Origin of the sequence: Streptococcus sp. HMSC077F03 (assembly GCF_001812375.1) — a bacterium.
In the GTDB taxonomy this organism is placed as follows: Bacteria; Bacillota; Bacilli; order Lactobacillales; family Streptococcaceae; genus Streptococcus; species Streptococcus oralis_S.
The window spans coordinates 338,698-359,153 of the sequence record NZ_KV808797.1 but is presented as its reverse complement, the minus strand read 5'-3'; the positions used below and the strand labels follow the sequence as shown (position 1 = coordinate 359,153).

The 20,456-nt window shown below is 43.0% G+C and carries 7 protein-coding genes; 6 read left to right on the top strand and 1 reads right to left on the bottom strand.

What is annotated here, in order from left to right; genetic code table 11:
• The first annotated feature begins 3 nt into the window (after positions 1 to 3).
• The 3 genes from rfbA to rfbB are packed head-to-tail and all read left to right on the top strand — an operon-like array spanning position 4 to position 2,532.
• Positions 4 to 873, top strand: a complete 870-nt coding sequence (gene rfbA / locus HMPREF2853_RS08890; RefSeq protein ID WP_007520644.1) for a glucose-1-phosphate thymidylyltransferase RfbA — start codon at positions 4 to 6, stop codon at positions 871 to 873.
• Entirely contained in the window at positions 874 to 1,467 is a 594-nt protein-coding gene (locus HMPREF2853_RS08885) for a dTDP-4-dehydrorhamnose 3,5-epimerase family protein (RefSeq protein ID WP_049501010.1), read from the top strand.
• An 18-nt stretch (positions 1,468 to 1,485) separates the two neighbouring features.
• Positions 1,486 to 2,532, top strand: a complete 1,047-nt coding sequence (rfbB, locus tag HMPREF2853_RS08880; protein WP_049501012.1) for a dTDP-glucose 4,6-dehydratase — start codon at positions 1,486 to 1,488, stop codon at positions 2,530 to 2,532.
• A gap of 60 nt (positions 2,533 to 2,592) precedes the next feature.
• On the opposite strand, the gene rfbD is transcribed toward rfbB, so the two are convergent.
• Positions 2,593 to 3,447 (bottom strand): dTDP-4-dehydrorhamnose reductase, encoded by an 855-nt coding sequence (rfbD, locus tag HMPREF2853_RS08875; RefSeq protein WP_049501014.1) that lies wholly within the window; start codon positions 3,445 to 3,447, stop codon positions 2,593 to 2,595.
• 237 nt (positions 3,448 to 3,684) lie between these two features.
• On the opposite strand from rfbD, the gene HMPREF2853_RS08870 reads away from it, so the two are divergent.
• The 3 genes from HMPREF2853_RS08870 to HMPREF2853_RS08860 all read left to right on the top strand — a co-directional run.
• Positions 3,685 to 5,667, top strand: coding sequence for a peptide ABC transporter substrate-binding protein (locus HMPREF2853_RS08870; protein ID WP_070535877.1), 1,983 nt, complete (start codon positions 3,685 to 3,687; stop codon positions 5,665 to 5,667).
• A gap of 277 nt (positions 5,668 to 5,944) precedes the next feature.
• Positions 5,945 to 12,367: a SpGH101 family endo-alpha-N-acetylgalactosaminidase gene (locus tag HMPREF2853_RS08865; protein WP_083306911.1), complete on the top strand. Its 6,423-nt coding sequence runs from the start codon at positions 5,945 to 5,947 to the stop codon at positions 12,365 to 12,367.
• A gap of 140 nt (positions 12,368 to 12,507) precedes the next feature.
• Positions 12,508 to 20,456, top strand: a 7,949-nt coding sequence (locus HMPREF2853_RS08860; protein ID WP_261674247.1) for an SIALI-17 repeat-containing surface protein, incomplete at its 3' end; no start/stop codon positions are given.

The following is a 20,456-nucleotide window of genomic DNA, read 5'->3' as shown; positions in this document are numbered from 1 at the left end:
ATTATGAAAGGTATTATTCTTGCGGGTGGCTCAGGTACCCGACTGTACCCACTTACTCGAGCTGCATCAAAACAGCTGATGCCGGTTTATGATAAACCCATGATTTACTATCCTTTGTCAACCTTGATGTTGGCTGGGATTAAGGACATTTTGATCATCTCAACACCACAGGATTTACCCCGTTTTAAGGACCTGCTCTTGGATGGTTCCGAATTTGGGATCAAGCTTTCCTATGCGGAACAGCCTAGTCCCGACGGACTTGCTCAGGCTTTTCTTATCGGTGAAGAATTTATCGGTCATGATAGTGTTGCCTTGATTTTAGGCGATAATATCTATCATGGACCTGGTTTGAGCAAAATGCTTCAAAAGGCAGCCAAGAAAGAGAAGGGCGCGACTGTTTTTGGCTACCAAGTGAAGGATCCAGAGCGTTTTGGTGTGGTCGAGTTTGATACAGACATGAATGCTATTTCCATAGAAGAAAAACCAGAGAATCCTCGCTCTAACTATGCAGTGACAGGTCTTTATTTCTATGACAATGACGTTGTGGAGATTGCCAAACAGATCAAACCGAGTGCTCGTGGCGAGTTGGAAATCACAGATGTTAACAATGCTTATTTGAAGCGTGGGGATTTGTCAGTTGAAGTTATGGGACGTGGTTTTGCCTGGCTGGATACAGGGACACATGAGAGTCTGTTAGAAGCATCCCAATATATCGAAACGGTTCAAAGGATGCAAAATGTTCAGGTTGCCAATCTAGAAGAAATTGCCTACCGAATGGGTTATATCAGCCGCGAAGATGTGCTGAAGTTGGCGCAACCTCTCAAGAAGAACGAATACGGGCAATACTTGCTCCGTTTGATTGGAGAAATTTAGATGACAGATAATTTTTTCGGCAAAACACTTGCAGTGCGCAAGATTGATGCCATTCCAGGTTTGTTAGAGTTTGACATTCCGGTTCATGGTGACAATCGTGGCTGGTTTAAGGAAAATTTTCAGAAAGAAAAGATGCTACCGCTTGGTTTTCCTGAAAGCTTCTTTGCTGAAGGGAAACTGCAAAACAATGTCAGCTTTTCTCACAAAAATGTTCTCCGAGGCCTCCATGCTGAACCTTGGGACAAGTATATCTCAGTAGCAGATGGTGGCAAGGTTTTGGGTTCTTGGGTTGACCTACGTGAAGGTGAGACTTTTGGAAATGTTTATCAGACCGAGATTGATGCAAGTAAGGGAATCTTTGTCCCTCGCGGCGTAGCCAATGGTTTCCAAGTCCTATCGGATACAGTTTCTTATAGCTATCTGGTCAATGACTACTGGGCACTTGAACTCAAGCCTAAATATGCTTTTGTCAACTATGCAGACCCAGCTTTGGGCATCCAGTGGGAAAACCTAGCAGAAGCAGAAGTTTCGGAAGCAGATAAACATCATCCACTGCTTAAGGATGTCAAACCACTAAGAAAAGAAGATTTGTAAAAAAATTAGGGAATAAAAATGACTGAATACAAAAATATCATCGTGACAGGTGGGGCTGGTTTTATCGGTTCTAACTTTGTTCATTATGTCTATAACAACTTCCCAGATGTCCATGTGACAGTGCTGGACAAGCTGACTTATGCGGGTAATCGTGCCAATATTGAAGCAATTTTAGGTGATCGTGTTGAGTTGGTTGTTGGAGATATTGCAGATGCAACCTTGGTCGATAAGCTAGCTGCTCAAGCAGATGCCATTGTTCACTATGCGGCAGAAAGCCATAATGACAACTCGCTCAATGATCCGAGTCCATTTATCCACACCAATTTCATTGGGACTTACACTCTTTTGGAAGCAGCTCGTAAATACGACCTTCGTTTCCACCATGTGTCAACTGACGAAGTCTATGGTGACCTACCTCTGCGAGAAGATTTGCCAGGTCATGGAGAAGGTCCAGGTGAGAAATTTACGGCTGAAACCAAGTACAATCCCAGCTCGCCTTACTCATCAACTAAAGCAGCTTCAGATCTGATTGTCAAAGCTTGGGTGCGCTCATTTGGTGTCAAAGCGACTATTTCCAACTGTTCAAACAACTATGGTCCTTACCAGCATATCGAGAAGTTCATTCCGCGCCAAATCACCAATATTTTGAGTGGAATCAAGCCAAAACTCTACGGTGAAGGTAAAAACGTCCGTGACTGGATTCATACCAATGACCATTCTTCAGGTGTTTGGACGATTCTGACCAAAGGTCAAATTGGTGAAACTTACTTAATTGGTGCGGATGGTGAAAAGAACAATAAGGAAGTGCTGGAACTCATCCTCAAGGAGATGGGGCAACCTGCTGACGCTTATGATCACGTGACGGACCGAGCTGGTCACGACCTTCGCTATGCTATCGACGCTAGCAAGCTCCGTGATGAACTAGGGTGGAAGCCAGAGTTTACTAATTTTGAAGCAGGTCTCAAAGAGACCATTAAGTGGTACACAGACAACCAAGACTGGTGGAAATCTGAAAAAGAAGCAGTCGAAGCCAACTATGCTAAGACACAACAAGTGATTAAATAATCAGATACTAAAAAGCAAGAGACCTTGAGTTCTCTTGCTTTTTATGTATGTCGTAATCTGTTATTTTCTTACTTCTTGTTTATAAAATTCTTTGAGGGCATCTTGCCAGGTTGGAATGACGAAACCTGTCGCCTTCGCTTTGGCCAAACTCATGGTTGAATTGAGGGGACGTTTGGCCTTTGCAGGAAACTTGCTGGAGTCTACCGGAATCACTTCAACATCACTGTCTTTAAGAATCTCGACAGCGAAGTCATACCAAGTGGTATCTTCAGTGGAGTCATTTGATAAGTGGTAGTAGCCAAATGCTTTTTGATTTTCAGTCAAGTAGGTCATAAACTCAGCCAGGGTACGTGTCCAAGTTGGACGGCCGTGTTGGTCGTTGACAACAGTGAGAGTTTTATGGGTTTTGGCAAGATTTTGCATTGTAAAGACAAAGTTTTTGCCATAATTTCCAAAGACCCAAGCAGTGCGGATGATGTAATACTGTGACGTAAGGGTTTCAACAAGTTCTTCCCCCATTCGCTTGGTACGCCCATATTCTGTCTGCGGATCAGGTAGGTCATCGACTTCCCATTCTTGTCCGACGGGTTTCTTTCCATCAAAGACGTAGTCTGTCGAGATATAGACCAGAGTAGCTCCGTATTTCTCAGAGGCCTTGGCTACATTTTCAGTTCCAGTTACGTTGATGGCAAAATCCAGTTCTTTCCCCTCGTCTTCTGCAGCATCAACAGCAGTGTAGGCTGCACAATGATAGACCAGAGTTGGCTTGACTTCAGCAAATACCTTCTCAACCATTTCAGCATTGGTGATATCCATTTCGGCCACATCAACTGCAACATAGTCTACATTTCGTTCATCTAGTAAATAACGTAGTTCGGTACCGAGTTGACCATTCGCACCTGTAATTAATATCATTGTCTTCTCCTTAACTTTTATTCTATCTAATCATAGCAAAAAAATGATAAAAAATCTGATTTTCGGTCCTTGTTTTGATGGTTTAAGATATAAAAATATAGTATTAGAGAATCATAGTTTTATAATAGAAAACTTATTTTTCAGAATTTACCAAATTAATTCAAAAATTCTGAAAATTATATTGACATGTTTCTGAAAAGGGACTATAATGGGGTGAAAGTTTTAAAGGAGAAAACAATGAAAAGTTCAAAACTACTTGCCCTTGCGGGTGTGACGTTATTGGCAGCTGCGACTCTTGCGGCTTGCTCTGGATCAAGTTCAAATGCTAAAGGTAAGAAAACATTCTCATACATTTACGAAACGGATCCTGATAACCTAAACTATTTGACAACTGGTAAGGCAGCTACAGCAAATATTACTAGCAACGTTATTGATGGCTTACTTGAAAATGACCGCTATGGGAACTTTGTACCATCTATGGCTGAGGATTGGTCTGTATCTAAGGATGGATTGACTTACACGTATACACTCCGAAAGGATGCAAAATGGTATACATCTGAAGGTGAGGAGTATGCAGAAGTTAAAGCTCAAGACTTTGTAACTGGTCTTAAGTATGCTGCTGATAAGAAATCAGATGGTCTTTACCTGGTTCAGGAATCTATCAAGGGATTGGATGCCTATGTCAAAGGAGAAATTACAGATTTTTCTCAAGTAGGAATCAAAGCTCTTGATGATTATACCGTTCAATACACATTGAACAAGCCAGAAAGTTTCTGGAATTCTAAGACAACAATGGGTGTTCTGGCTCCTGTTAATGAAGAATTTTTGAACTCTAAAGGGGATGACTTTGCTAAAGGTACGGACCCAAGCAGTATTCTCTATAATGGACCATTCTTACTCAAATCAATCGTAGCCAAATCATCAGTCGAGTTCGAAAAGAATCCAAACTATTGGGATAAAGACAATGTCCATCTTGATAAAGTGAAATTATCCTTCTGGGATGGTCAAGATACTAATAAGCCAACTGAAGCTTTCAAAGACGGTAGCTTTACAATGGCTCGCCTTTTCCCAACAAGTGCTAGTTACTCAGAGACTGAAAAAACATTCAAAGACAATATCGTTTATACCCAACAAGATTCTACTACTTATTTAGTAGGCACAAATATCGATCGTCAGTCTTATAAGTACACTTCTAAGACAACAGATGAGGAAAAAGCATCAACCAAGAAGGCACTTTTGAATAAGGACTTCCGTCAAGCTATTGCATTTGGTTTTGATAGAACAGCCTACGCTTCTCAAGTAAATGGTGCAAGTGGGGCTACTAAACTGCTTCGTAACTTATTTGTTCCTCCTACATTTGTACAGGCAGATGGTAAAAGCTTTGGGGAATTAGTTAAGGAAAAATTGGTGACCTATGGAGATGAGTGGAGCAACGTAAACTTGGATGATGCCCAAGATGGCCTCTACAATCCTGACAAAGCCAAAGCAGAATTCGCTAAAGCTAAGGCAGCTCTTCAAGCGGAAGGTGTGAAATTCCCAATCCACTTGGACATGCCTGTAGACCAAACTAATACAACAAAAGTTCAACGTGTTCAATCTTTTAAACAGTCAGTTGAAGAAAATCTAGGATCAGATAATGTGGTTATCGATATTCAACAGCTCCAAAAAGATGATGTTCAAAACATTACCTACTTCGCTGAAACTGCGGCTGGAGAAGACTGGGATATCTCAGATAACGTGGGCTGGTCTCCAGACTATATCGATCCATCTACTTATCTTGATATTATCAAGCCTTCTGTAGGAGAAAATACGAAAACATATCTAGGATTTGATTCTGGGACAAACAACGCTGCGGCTAAGCAAGTCGGTTTAGAAGATTACGAAAAAATGGTTGTGGAAGCTGGTGAAGAAACTACTGATGTTTCAAAACGTTATGAGAAATATGCTGCTGCCCAAGCTTGGTTGACAGACAGTGCCTTGCTCATTCCAACAACTTCTCAAACTGGTCGTCCAATGTTGTCTAAGATGGTACCATTTACACTTCCATTTGCATACTCTGGTAACAAGGGTATGAGCGAAGCCCTTTTGTACAAATATCTAGAAGTACAAGATAAGGCAGTGACAACAGAAGAATACCAAAAAGCTCAAGAAAAATGGTTGAAAGAAAAAGAAGAGTCAAATAAAAAGGCCCAAGAAGAACTCGCAAACCATGTGAAATAACTTTAAAAAAGTAAAGGATTTAGCCATCGACATGATGGTTAAGTCCTTTTTTATCTTGGTATAAGTCCCTGAATGATTAGAGATAGGATTTTTCAGAAAAGAGAAAATTTTAGTGAATTTTACCTATTTCCTATTGCTTTCTGCCTTTTTATTTGTTATATTAAAAGTACAATTATTTTTTATTTATAACAGTTAAGCAGAGCACTTTCAGAGAAAGGAGTATTTTTTAAAAAAGAAATGTAAACGCTTACTGGAAAATGAAAGGATTTAGGAGTTCATGGATAAACGATTTTTTGAAAAACGCTGTAAGTTCAGTATTCGTAAGTTTACGCTTGGAGTAGCTTCGGTGATGATTGGAGCGACTTTCTTCGCAGCTAGCCCAGTATTGGCTGATCAAGCAAGAGTTGGTTCAACAGATAATTTGCCGAGTGAACTAGCTGATTTGGATAAGAAGGCTAGTGATGAGGGGCACGATTTTGACAAGGAAGCTGCCGCTCAGAATCCTGGTTCAGCTGAGACTACTGAAGGCCCTCAAACAGAAGAAGAGTTGTTGGCTCAAGAAAAAGAAAAGTCTGAAAAGCCAAGCAATTTGCCAAAAGAATTAGAAGGTAAGTTGGAGAAAGCTGAAGATAATGGGCGTGAAGTTGACAAGGATCAATTGGCTCAAGATACTGGGAAGCTCGTCCCAGAAGATGTGGCTAAGACTACCAATGGGGAATTAAACTACGGCGCGACTGTTAAGATTAAGACGCCATCAGGAGAAGGCAGCGGTATTGTCGTTGCTAAAGACCTTGTCTTGACGGTTTCTCATAACTTTATAAAGGATAGCCAAGACGGCAATATCCGTAAGGTTGTGGATAATGACCAAGGGGATGGAGATATCTATAGCATCTCATATCCAGGATTGCCAGATGTCAAGTTTAGCAAGAAAGATATCATTCATTGGGATCGTGAAGGCTACCTGAAAGGCTTCAAAAATGATTTAGCCCTTGTGAGATTGCGTACAGTTCTAGAAAATACGCCTGTTGAAGTAACTAAAAAGCCAGTTGTTAAGAAAATTGGAGATAAACTCCATGTCTTTGGTTATCCAGAAGGGAAATTGAATCCGATTGTCAATACTACAGTTGATTTTGCGGAACCATACGGAGAAGGTGTCCAAGGGATTGGTTACCAAGGAGGAAAACCGGGCGCTAGTGGCGGTGGTATCTTTGATACAGAAGGCAAACTAGTTGGTGTTCACCAAAATGGTGTAGTTGGAAAACGGAGCGGCGGTATTCTCTTCTCACCAGCTCAACTAAAATGGATCCAAGACCACATACAGGGGATTTCAAGTGTGAAACCAGCAGACTTGGAAGAGAAAGAGAAACCGGCTGAAGAAAAACCAAAAGAGGATAAACCTGCAGCTGCTAAACCTGAAACACCTAAGACAGTGATTCCAGAATGGCAAACAGTAGCGAATAAAGAGCAACAAGGAACAGTCACTATTCGTGAAGAAAAGGGTGTTCGCTACAATCAACTGTCTTCAACGGCCCAAAATGACAATGATGGCAAACCAGCTTTGTTTGAAAAACAAGGATTAACAGTTGACGCTAATGGAAATGCGACGGTTGATTTAACCTTCAAAGATGATTCTGAAAAGGGCAAATCACGCTTTGGTGTCTTCTTGAAATTTAAAGATACCAAGAACAATGTTTTTGTTGGATATGACCAAGGTGGCTGGTTCTGGGAATACAAAACTCCAGGTAATAGCACATGGTATAAAGGCAACCGTGTGGCAGCACCAGAACCAGGTTCTGTAAACCGTCTTTCTATCACTCTCAAGTCAGATGGACAACTCAATGCCAGCAACAATGATGTCAATCTCTTTGATACAGTGACCCTACCTGGGGCGGTCAACGAGAATCTTAAAAATGAGAAGAAGATCCTTCTCAAGGCAGGAACTTATAGCAATGACCGTACGGTTGTCAGCGTTAAAACAGACAATCAGGAAGGTGTAAAAGCGGATGATACTCCTGCCCAGAAAGAAACAGGTCCGGCCGTTGACGATAGCAAGGTGACTTATGATACGATCCAGTCTAAGGTTCTCAAGGCAGTGATTGACCAAGCCTTCCCTCGTGTCAAGGAATACACCTTGAATGGACATACTTTGCCAGGACAGGTGCAACAGTTCAACCAAGTCTTTATCAATAACCATCGAATCACACCTGAAGTTACTTACAAAAAAATCAATGAGACAACAGCAGAATACTTGATGAAGCTTCGCGATGATGCTCACTTAATCAATGCAGAAATGACAGTTCGTTTGCAAGTTGTGGACAATCAATTGCACTTTGATGTGACCAAGATTGTCAACCACAATCAAGTTACTCCAGGTCAGAAGATTGATGATGAAAGAAAACTTCTCTCCTCTATCAATTTCTTAGGGAACTCACTTGTGTCGGTTTCAAGCGACCAAACTGGAGCTAAGTTTGACGGAGCAACGATGTCAAACAATACCCATGTCAGTGGAGATGAACATATTGCTGTAACAAATCCAATGAAAAATTTGGCTAAGGGTTACATGTATGGTTTTGTTTCTACAGATAAGCTTGCTGCAGGTGTTTGGAGTAACTCTCAAAACAGCTACGGTGGTGGTTCGAATGACTGGACTCGTTTGACAGCATTCAAACAAACTGTTGGAAATACAAACTATGTGGGAATTCAAAGTTCTGAATGGCAATGGGAAAAAGCCTATAAAGGGATTGTATATCCAGAGTACACTAAGGAACTTCCAAGTGCTAAAGTTGTCATTACTGAGGATGCCAATGCAGACAACAAAGTCGATTGGCAAGATGGTGCCATTGCTTATCGTAGCATCATGAACAACCCTCAAGGTTGGGAAAAAGTTAAGGATATCACAGCTTATCGTATCGCGATGAACTTTGGTTCACAAGCACAAAACCCATTCCTTATGACCTTGGATGGTATCAAGAAGATCAATCTCCACACAGATGGTCTTGGGCAAGGTGTTCTCCTTAAAGGATATGGTAGTGAAGGTCATGACTCTGGACACTTGAACTATGCTGATATTGGTAAACGTATTGGTGGTGTCGAAGACTTCAAGACCTTGATCGAAAAAGCGAAGAAATATGGAGCTCATCTAGGTATCCACGTGAACGCATCTGAGACTTATCCTGAGTCTAAATACTTTAATGAAAATATTCTTCGTAAGAATCCAGATGGAAGCTACAGCTATGGTTGGAACTGGCTAGACCAAGGTATCAACATTGATGCTGCTTATGACTTGGCGCATGGACGTTTGGCTCGCTGGGAAGACTTGAAGAAAAAACTTGGTGATGGTCTCGACTTTATCTATGTGGACGTTTGGGGCAATGGCCAATCAGGTGATAACGGTGCCTGGGCTACCCACGTTCTTGCTAAAGAGATCAACAAACAAGGCTGGCGCTTTGCGATCGAGTGGGGTCATGGTGGTGAATACGACTCTACCTTCCAACACTGGGCAGCTGACTTGACCTATGGTGGCTATACTAATAAAGGTATCAACAGTGCTATCACCCGCTTTATCCGCAACCACCAAAAAGATTCTTGGGTTGGGGACTACAGAAGTTACGGTGGTGCAGCCAACTACCCACTTCTAGGTGGCTACAGCATGAAAGACTTTGAAGGCTGGCAAGGAAGAAGCGACTACAATGGCTATGTAACCAACTTATTTGCCCATGATGTCATGACTAAGTACTTCCAACACTTCACTGTAAGTAAATGGGAAAATGGTACACCAGTTACCATGACCGATAATGGTAGCACCTATAAATGGACTCCAGAAATGAAGGTTGAGCTAGTCGATGCAGCAGGTAACAAGGTTGTTGTGACTCGTAAGTCAAATGATGTCAATAGCCCGCAATACCGCGAACGTACAGTAACGCTCAACGGACGTGTCATCCAAGATGGTTCAGCTTACTTGACTCCTTGGAACTGTGATGCGAATGGTAAGAAACTTCCTACTGATAAGGAAAAAATGTACTACTTCAATACGCAGGCCGGTGCAACAACTTGGACACTTCCAAGCGATTGGGCAAATAGCAAGGTTTACCTTTACAAGCTAACTGACCAAGGTAAGACAGAAGAGCAAGAACTAACTGTAACAGATGGTAAGATTACCCTAGACCTTCTAGCAAATCAACCATACGTTCTCTACCGTTCAAAACAAACCAATCCTGAAATGTCATGGAGCGAAGGCATGCACATCTATGACCAAGGATTTAACAGTGGAACCTTGAAACACTGGACCATTTCTGGTGATGCATCTAAGGCAGAAATTGTCAAATCACAGGGTGCAAATGAAATGCTTCGTATCCAAGGTAATAAGAGCAAGGTCAGCCTTACTCAGAAACTGACTGGCTTGAAACCAAATACCAAGTATGCGGTTTATGTCGGTGTTGATAACCGTAGTAATGCTAAGGCAAGTATCACAGTGAATACTGGCGAGAAAGAAGTGACTACCTACACCAATAAGTCACTCGCTCTCAACTATATCAAAGCTTATGCTCATAACAATCGTCGGGAAAATGCTACAGTTGATGATACAAGTTACTTCCAAAACATGTACGCCTTCTTTACAACTGGATCGGACGTATCAAATGTCACTCTGACATTGAGTCGTGAAGCTGGTGATGAAGCAACATACTTTGATGAAATTCGTACCTTTGAAAATAATTCAAGCATGTACGGAGACAAGCACGATACAGGTCAAGGAACCTTCAAGCAAGACTTTGAAAATGTTGCTCAGGGTATCTTTCCATTCGTAGTGGGCGGTGTCGAAGGTGTTGAAGACAACCGCACTCACTTGTCTGAAAAGCATGATCCATATACACAACGTGGTTGGAACGGTAAGAAAGTTGATGATGTTATCGATGGAAATTGGTCATTGAAGACAAATGGACTAGTGAGCCGTCGTAACTTGGTTTACCAAACTATTCCGCAAAACTTCCGCTTTGAGGCAGGTAAGACTTACCGTGTAACCTTTGAATACGAAGCTGGATCAGACAATACCTATGCTTTTGTAGTTGGTAAGGGAGAATTCCAGTCAGGTCGTCGTGGTACTCAAGCAAGCAACTTGGAAATGCATGAATTGCCAAATACTTGGACAGATTCTAAGAAAGCCAAGAAAGTAACCTTCCTCGTGACAGGTGCAGAAACAGGCGATACTTGGGTAGGTATCTACTCAACTGGTAATGCAAGCAATACTCGTGGTGATTCTGGTGGAAATGCCAACTTCCGTGGTTATAACGACTTCATGATGGATAATCTTCACATCGAAGAAATTACCCTAACAGGTAAGATGTTGACAGAAAATGCTCTCAAGAACTACTTGCCAACGGTTGCCATGACCAACTATACGAAAGAGTCTATGGATGCTTTGAAAGAGGCTGTCTTTAACCTCAGTCAGGCAGATGATGATATTAGCGTGGAAGAGGCGCGTGCAGAGATTGCCAAGATTGAAGCTTTGAAGAATGCTTTGGTTCAGAAGAAGACAGCTTTGGTAGCAGAAGACTTTGAAAGTTTGGATGCGCCAGCTCAACCAGGCGAAGGTCTAGAGAATGCCTTTGATGGAAATGTGTCTAGTCTATGGCATACATCTTGGAATGGTGGAGATGTAGGCAAGCCTGCAACTATGGTCTTGAAAGAACCTACTGAAATCACAGGACTTCGTTATGTTCCACGTGCCTCTGATTCAAATGGAAACTTGCGAGATGTGAAACTGGTTGTCACAGATGAGTCTGGTAAAGAACATACCTTCACAGTGACAGATTGGCCAAATAACAACAAACCAAAAGACATTGACTTTGGCAAGACAATCAAGGCTAAGAAAATTGTCCTTACTGGTACCAAGACTTACGGAGATGGTGGCGATAAATACCAATCTGCAGCAGAGCTTATCTTTACCCGTCCGCAAGTAGCAGAAACACCTTTTGACATTTCTGGCTATGAAGCAGCTTTGGCTAAGGCGCAGAAATTAACAGACAAAGACAATCAAGAGGAAGTAGCTAGCGTTCAGGCAAGCATGAAATATGCGACGGATAACCATCTCTTGACGGAAAGAATGGTGGCCTACTTCGCAGACTATCTCAACCAATTAAAAGATTCTGCTACCAAACCAGACGCTCCAACAAGTAGCAAGGGTGAAGAGCAACCTCCTGTTCTTGAAGTTCCTGAATATACAGGTCCTTACGGAACAGCTGGAGAAGAAGCGGCTGTTCATGACCTACCTGAGTTCAAAGGCGGCGTCAATGCAGCAGAAGCAGCTGTACATGAGGTTCCTGAGTTCAAGGGCGGCGTTAATGCAGTTCAAGCCTTGGTTCACGAATTACCAGAATACAAGGGTGGAGCCAATGCGGTTCTAGCAGCTACAAATGAAGTCCCTGAGTTTAAGGGTGGCGTCAATGCGGTTCAAGCCTTGGTAAACGAGAAACCAGCCTACACAGGTGTATTGGCTACTGCTGGAGATCAAGCAGCTCCAACAGTTGAAAAACCTGAGTACCCGCTCACTCCAAGCCCAGTAGTTGATGCCAAAACTCTGGAAGATAAAGAAGAGCAACTTCCTGCTACAGGAGAACATGGTTCAGAAGCAGCCCTCTTCTTAGCAAGTGTGAGCATCGCTTTATCTGCTGCGGTCCTTGCGACAAAACGTAAAGAAGAGTAATGAGATTTGATTTCAGCAGTTCAAAGCAACTCGAATCAAAAAGGAACAAACAGCCGGAGAGGACCTCTTGGTTCTCTCCTTTTTCAAAGGAGAAATGATACCGCTTACTCAGGTATGCGGATGAAAGGAATAGGAGAAAGATGGATAGACATTTTTTTGAGAAACGCTGTCACTATAGTATAAGAAAATTTGCAATCGGTGCAGCCTCCGTGATGATTGGTGCTAGTATCTTTGGCGCCAATATGGTTCAGGCAGCAGAAACAGCAGCTCCTTCAGAAACAGAGGGAAGCATCACCCATGTTGAAGCACTGGATAAGTTACCCGATGATTTAGCCGATGCGCTTAAAAAGGCGGATGCAGAAGCTGCAACAGAAGCAAGTCATGAAGAAACTCCAGCGACTGATGAGGGAACCAATCCTGCAGCAAGTGAAGAGACAAAACCAGAGACAAGTCCTGCAAGTCCCAAGCCAGTTGAAACGCCGAAACCGGTTGAAACACCAAAGGCAGAAAATCGACCTGCGGAAACTACTACACCAGCAGTAAAACCAGCTGAAAAGACAATCGAAGATAGAGAGGATATCAATCATCTCGAAGGTGCTACTGCCCAAGCAAACAACCATGAGACTGGTACCAACTTTACTGCGGATAAGGCTATCGACGGAGATGACAATACTCGTTGGGCTACAGATAGAGATGCAGTAAAACCAACTTTTGAATTAACTCTTCCAAAAACTACCCTCATCAAACATGTGGAAATAGACTGGGATCGTCGTCTTCGTAATGGGCAAAATGATCCAAATATCAAATCTTGGAGTCTCTATTACGCAGGCCAAGAAGATGTGGGGGCTAATGGAGAAAAACAATGGAAACTAGCTCATACCAAAACTGGAGAACCTGTTTTAGATGAGAAAGTTGACCTAGCTGAAAGTATTCAAGCTAAATATCTTAAGTTAGAAATTAACGACTATCAAGCGGGCACAATGGGTTGGAGAAACGTTGGCATCCAAGAAATTCGAGCTTATTCAAACGTTCCGGACCATAGTAGGGTAACGGATATCCGCCAAGTAACCGAACTAACAGTAGCAGAAGACGGACAGTCTCTTGTCTTACCAACTTTGCCAGGGAAAGTTAGCCTTATCGGAAGCAACAAGCAAGGTGTGATTGACCTTCAAAATCACATCTATAAGCCTTTGACAGACCAACGCGTCAAGGTCATGGTGCAACAAATCAGAGACAGTCATACCTTTACAAAAGAGTTTGAAGTAGTCATCAAGGGGCTACATCAGGACGAAGGTGTGGATATGAAGCCAAAAGTAGCACCAGCTGTTCAACAATGGTATGGGAAAGAAGGCCAATCTGCTATCACTTCAGATACAGTTCTTGCGACGGGTGATTCTGGCTTTGATCAGGCTGCAACCTTCTATCAGTCAGACCTTGCCAGCCGTGGATTGGAACTAGCAACAGGTGACAAGCAAGCTCAAAAACGAATTGAATTTAAAAAGGTTGAAAACAAGGGTTATGGTAAAGAAGGGTATGGCATCACTATCCAAAATGATGTGATTACCATCGAAGCTGCCACAAACACAGGAGCCTTCTACGCCACTCGGACTCTTCTTCAAATGGGAGAAACAGACCTACAAAATGGCGAAATTCGTGATTTCCCAAGTTTCAGCCACCGTGGCTTTATGTTGGATACAGGTCGTAAATTTATCCCTTACGACACCCTTGTGGACATCATGCTCAACATGGCTTACTACAAGATGAACGACTTGCAGTTGCACCTCAACGATAACTATATCTTCCTCAAGGAACACTTGGCAGGTAAGAATCTTTCTAAAGAAGAAGAACTCAAGTATGTACTTGAACATGCCAAGACTGGTTTCCGTGTGGAGACAGACATTGTCGGTAAGAATGGTCAAAAATTGACATCAGATGAGCACTATACCAAGGAAGAAATGCAAAATCTGATTAAACTTGCCAAGGCCTTACATATCAATCTAGTGCCAGAAATTGACACACCAGGTCACGCCTTGTCCTTTGTCAAAGTCCGCCCAGACCTCATGTATCAAGGTAGTTTGAGTGATTATGCTGGCAAACACAATGTTGAACGTGTTGCCATGCTGGACCTAGATAATAAATATGATGAAACGCTAGCTTTTGTCAAATCAGTTTATGACAAACTCCTCGATGGTCCAGATGCACCGCTTCATGGCGTGTCCACTGTTCATATCGGAACGGATGAATACTATGGCAGCAGAGAAAGTTACCGTCGCTATGTCAATGATTTGACCCAATATATCAAGTCTAAAGGTTACACCCCTCGTATCTGGGGCTCACTCAGTGCGAAACGTGGAAACACTCCTGTTGATTGGAACGGAGTAGAGGTTGATATCTGGAGTATCGGATGGCAACGACCAAATGAAGCCATTGCTCAGGGAGCTAAGATTATTAATATCACTGATATCCCAACATATAGCGTTCCGAATGGAGATAATCGTCAAGCTGGTTATGGTGATTATGCTAACTATGAAACTCAATATAATAGTTGGACACCAAACGATTTCCGAACTGGCCATGGCCCACTACTAGAAGCTTCTAATCCAAACATCCTTGGTGGTGGGCACGCAGTTTGGAATGACAATATCGACCTTCATGAGACAGGTTTGACCTCTTATGACATCTTTAAACGCTTCTTCAAGAGCATGCAAACCACTGCGGAGCGCACTTGGGGATCTGACCGTGCAGCTGCGACCTTTGCAGAACGCACCCTACCAACCAGTCCTTATGCGCCGCAGTCAAATCCTGATAAAGAGATTGATCAAAGCGACTTGTTTACCATCAATCCTGAAACAGTCAAGAACTATGCAAGCAAGAAAGTGAAGGCAAGCGAACAGGGATTGGCTTTTGAGAAAGATAGCAGTATCGAAGGCTTGGCTGGTGATGTTGGTCCAAGTCATGTCTTGAAGTTTGATGTAACTGTCACTGGAGACGGGGAACAAACCTTCTCAACAAGTGGGGACAACCGTATCTATCTAGCTGATAAAGACGGCTACCTTGCTTATCAATTTGAACAGTTCCATATCCAATTCAATAAAAAACTTGAAAAGAACAAACGTTATCAAATCTCTATCGTAACCAAACCACAATCTACAGAAGTCTATGTGGATGGTGAAAAGATTGAGCGTATTGCAAATCCAGCCCACCCTCGCTTTGCCCACAATAGCTTGGTACTACCGCTTGAAAGCATCGGTGGTTTCAAAGGGATCTTGCATAGTGCAGAGTTGTCAGACAAACCATTTGTAAATCCTCGTTTGATTTCAAATGATAAGATTACTGCAACGGCAAGCAGTCAGCAACTTCCAGGAAACGCGACTGAAGGCGCTGTTGAAAAGGCCTTTGACAATGATCCAAATACCTTCTGGCATACTAAGTGGACTGGTGACACTGCGCCATACACCCTTACTATGACCTTGAAAGAAGCAGAAAAAGTCAATGGCTTGACTTATCTCCCACGTCCAGGTGGTGGAAATGGTGTCGTGACGCGCTACGAAATCTACGCACAAAAAGATGGCCAAATGGTCAAGGTTTCAGAAGGAAACTGGGACAACAACGCCCAAGAAAAAACAGTCAACTTTGCGGCGGTGCATACCAACAAGATTGAGTTGAAAGTATTGGAAGGCGTTGGTGGTTTTGCAAGTGCAGCCGAAGTTCATCTATTAAAACCTGTGAAAGAAGAGCAAGAAACGCCTGCACCAAGTCAACCAGAAAAACCAACTACACCAGAAAAACCAAATGTAGACCAAACAGGTGATGGAACAGTTGAATTGGCAGATCAATTTACTGCAAGTAAACCAGCTAGCGAAGACAGCATTGCAGCTGCCAGCAAGAGCGCAGACTATCTCAAGAAAGAGTACAAGGTCTTCCCAACTCCACAAAAAGTGACTTATGGAGAAGGTGTCACAGCTCTTCGCAAGCAAGTCAATCTGGTCATGGGCGATCAACTCGATATCTATACTCGCAATCGCTTGAAGAGTGTTTTGCAGGACAATCAAGTATCTTATACAACTGGTAAGGCGGCAATCGTTGGCGCAACCAATATCTATCTTGGAGTGCATGGACAAGGTTCACAAGCAGAGCAAAACTTGTCCAATGTTTCAGCAGGTCTCTTTGACAAGATTGACGCCTATGTCTTGAGCATCAAGGATAACTCGATTTCCATCGTCGGAAAAGACACAGATGCAGTCTTCTATGGTTTGACAACCTTGAAACACATGCTCAAGGAAAGCCAAGTACCAGTCCTTCGCAATGTGACAGTAGAAGATTACGCAGAGCTCAAGAACCGTGGTTTCATCGAAGGTTACTATGGAAATCCATGGTCTAATGCCGATCGTGCAGAGCTCATGCGTTATGGTGGCGATTTGAAATTGAACCAATACTTCTTTGCACCAAAAGATGATCCATACCACAACAAGAAATGGCGTGAACTCTATCCAGAAGAAAAATTAGCTGAAATCCGTGAACTTGCTCGTGTCGGAAATCAAAGTAAAACCCGCTATGTCTGGACTATCCATCCATTCATGAACAACCGCATCCGCTTTGGCAATGAAGCGCATTACCAAGAAGATTTGGCAACCATCAAGGCTAAATTTACCCAGTTGATGAAAGTGGGTGTCCGCGAATTTGGTATCCTTGCAGATGATGCTCCAAGCCCAGTCGGAGGCTACAATAGCTACAACCGCTTGATGCAAGATATGACCAAGTGGTTGACTGAGATGCAGGGAACTTACAGTGGTCTTCGCAAAGAAATGATCTTTGTTCCTGGACAGTATTGGGGTAATGGACGTGAGGATGAGTTGAAATCCCTCAATGAAAATCTCCCGAGTTCAACATCCATGACCTTGACGGGTGGTAAGATTTGGGGCGAAGTCTCTGAAAGCTTCCTTTCAACTCTCAAGAACAATCTATCCGCAGGTGGAAAGACCTATCGCCCAGTTTCACTTTGGATTAACTGGCCTGTAACAGATAACTCTAAACAGCACTTGATTCTAGGTGGTGGTGAGAAATTCCTTCATCCCAATGTGGATCCTAGCTTGCTATCTGGTATCATGTTGAACCCAATGCAACAGTCTGAACCATCTAAGATTGCCCTCTTTTCAGGAGCTCAATACTCATGGAAACAGTGGAAATCAGAAGAAGAAGCTAAGAAAATCAATGATATTGCCTTCAACTTTGTAGAAAATGGTCATTTTGAAGATAGCAAGGTATCAGCAGCCTTCCGTGAACTTGGCAAGCACATGATCAACCAAAACATGGATAATCGTGTCGTCAAACTAGAAGAATCGGTAGACTTGGCTCCAAAATTAACATACTTTATGACCAAGCTCAAAGCAGGTCAGGATGTGACTGCGGAACGTGCAGCCTTGCGTGCAGAATTTGCCAAGATTAAAGAAGCAGCCGAACTCTATAAAGCATCAGGCGATAAAAAAATGGTTGCCCAAATCCACTATTGGTTGGATAATGCAATCGATCAAATGAATGCTCTCGATGCCTTCCTTACAGGAACTGAAGCCATGGATACAAACGATGCAGCCAAACTTTGGGATAGCTACTATAAAGGTTTGAAATTGTACGAACAGTCTCAAACTCACACCTTCCATTATGTAGACCATATGGAAAAAGCTGAATTGGGTGTTCAACATATTCGTCCATTTATCCTATCCTTGAAAGAAGTTCTAGCGTCTGAAGTTCAAAAAGTCTTGCATCCAGACCAAATCATCAGTACCTTTATCACCAATCGAACAGGTGTAGAAGGTGGTTTAGCAGAAGTAGCGGATGGCGATTTGGCAACTCATGCGATTATTAAATCACCAAATAGCATCAAGACAGGTGATTATATTGGTATGAAGTTCAACAAACCGATAGCGATTCAAACCTTGACCTTTGCTATGGGAACGCAGGCAAATCCGCGTGATACCTTTAGTAAGGCAGAAGTGCAGTATCAAGATGAAAATGATAACTGGGTAACTTTGAAAGAGCCAAGCTATGTCGGAAATGAATCCCTTCTTAAGTTTGAGAATCTCAACATCAAGGCCAAGGCAGTTCGCATGATTGCGACAGCAGACCGCGAGAACACTTGGTTTGCAGTTCAGGAAATTGCAGTCAACCGTCCAGTTGAAAAAGCTCGTAGCCAACAAGCAACGACAGTTAGTCTAAGCTCAAATCTAGTTTATAAACTAAATACCTCAGCCCGTCAAATCACTGATGGCAAGGACAATACAGAAGCCATGATGGCAAACGCTGACGGTAGCAATACGACACCAGTAGATGCCTGGGCACAACTGGACCTCGGTGAAGTCAAGTCAGTCACTAAAGTACGACTTCGCCAAGGAACGGGTGATAAGCTTGCTGCAGGTGTACTGGAGTATTCTACAGATGGAACTGCATGGCAAGAGTTGGATCGCCTATCAGGAGAACAAACCAAGGAAGTGACCAGAGCGATCAACGCTCGCTATATCCGAGTACGCAATACTAAGGCGCTCGACCTCTGGTGGCGTATCCAAGACTTCTCTGTTGAGACACGCTCTGGAAACAGTGAGTTAACAGACACCAACGTCGATGCCTTGAAGGAAACTCCGGTGGTGGATAGCTTAGGCAGTTACGAGCTTCAAATTCCAGCTGGAACCAAACTCCCTGCTCATAGCTATCTAGGAATGAAGCTTGACCGTATCCATCAAATCAAGAGCATCCAGCTCAAAGGTCAGGCCAACCCAGCTCTTAGCCTAGAGTATTCTGCAAATGCGCAAGAATGGACGCCAGCTAGCCAGTTGACAGACAGATCTGTAGTGAGTCATTTGGTACGTGATGTTCGTCTGGTCAATAAAACAGATCAGGAACAAGCTGTGACAGCCACTTCTCTCCTTGTGACAACCAAAGAAGTACAACCAACCAAACTAGAATCTACAACTATGGGCATTCATCCAACATACGGAAGCAATGATGTTCGTAAACTGAACAACCTAGATCAACTGTTTGACGGTGTTTACAACAACTTCGTTGAGTTTTCAGACTATGCCCATAAAGATGGCCACGTAACCTTGAAACTTGGCAGCGAACGCACCATCAAGAAGATTAGAGCCTATATCCAAGACGGAACACAAAACTACCTTCGTGATGGTAAGATCCAAGTCAGCCAAGACGGTAAAACTTGGACAGATGTTGTGACAGTAGGAGATGGTGTGGCCAACAGCCAACACGATGATTCGTTGACAGATGGTTGGACACACGATTCTAAGATGCCAGGAAATCGCTATATCGAGGGTGAATTGACGACACCAGTCAAAGCTAACTATCTCCGTGTCCTCTATACAGCAGACTATGATGCCCGTTTTGTAGGATTTACAGAATTAGTCATCAACGATGGTGAATTTGTCAAACCAATCAATGATCCAACAGTAGAAGGAAGTAGTGGAGAAAGCCAGGGCAATCTTTATAATAATCTTGTAGATGGCAAAGTCTTGACCAGCTACAAGTCTGAAAAAGACAAGGGCGAATTGGTGTATCACTTGTCTGAACCAACCAAAGCTAACCATCTTCGCCTTGTTTCTAGTCTTCCTGAAGGAGCGCAAGCACGTGTTCTTGCTAGAACACTTAAGGATGGCCAAGACAGTTGGCTAGACCTCGGTGCCATTACATCAAGCCTCCAAACCTTCGCTATCCGAAATGGTGGCACTCTTCTAGATGTCAAATTAGCCTGGAAAGGTGGCAAGGCCGAGTTTTATGAATTGGCGAGCTTCTATCAAGAATTAACAGAAGAACCGGTTCAGTCAAGCAAGGGCGAAGAGCCAGCACCCGTTCTTGAGGTTCCTGAATTCACAGGTGGTGTCAATGCAGTTGAAGCCCTAGTACATGAATTGCCAGAGTACACAGGCCTGGTAGCGACAGTAGGAGACCAAGCTGCTCCAACAGTAGAGAAACCTGAGTTCAAGGGCGGTGTCAATGCAGTGATGGCTCTAGTGCATGAATTGCCAGAATACACAGGGCCAGTAGCAACAGTAGGCGACCAAGCTGCTCCAACAGTAGAGAAACCTGA

Bases quoted from the DNA above. Each gene is read 5' to 3' on its own strand.
- rfbA (WP_007520644.1), top strand. From the start codon at position 4: ATGAAAGGTATTATTCTTGCGGGTGGCTCAGGTACCCGACTGTACCCA.
- HMPREF2853_RS08885 (WP_049501010.1), top strand. From the start codon at position 874: ATGACAGATAATTTTTTCGGCAAAACACTTGCAGTGCGCAAGATTGAT.
- rfbB (WP_049501012.1), top strand. From the start codon at position 1,486: ATGACTGAATACAAAAATATCATCGTGACAGGTGGGGCTGGTTTTATC.
- rfbD (WP_049501014.1), bottom strand. From the start codon at position 3,447: ATGATATTAATTACAGGTGCGAATGGTCAACTCGGTACCGAACTACGT.
- HMPREF2853_RS08870 (WP_070535877.1), top strand. From the start codon at position 3,685: ATGAAAAGTTCAAAACTACTTGCCCTTGCGGGTGTGACGTTATTGGCA.
- HMPREF2853_RS08865 (WP_083306911.1), top strand. From the start codon at position 5,945: ATGGATAAACGATTTTTTGAAAAACGCTGTAAGTTCAGTATTCGTAAG.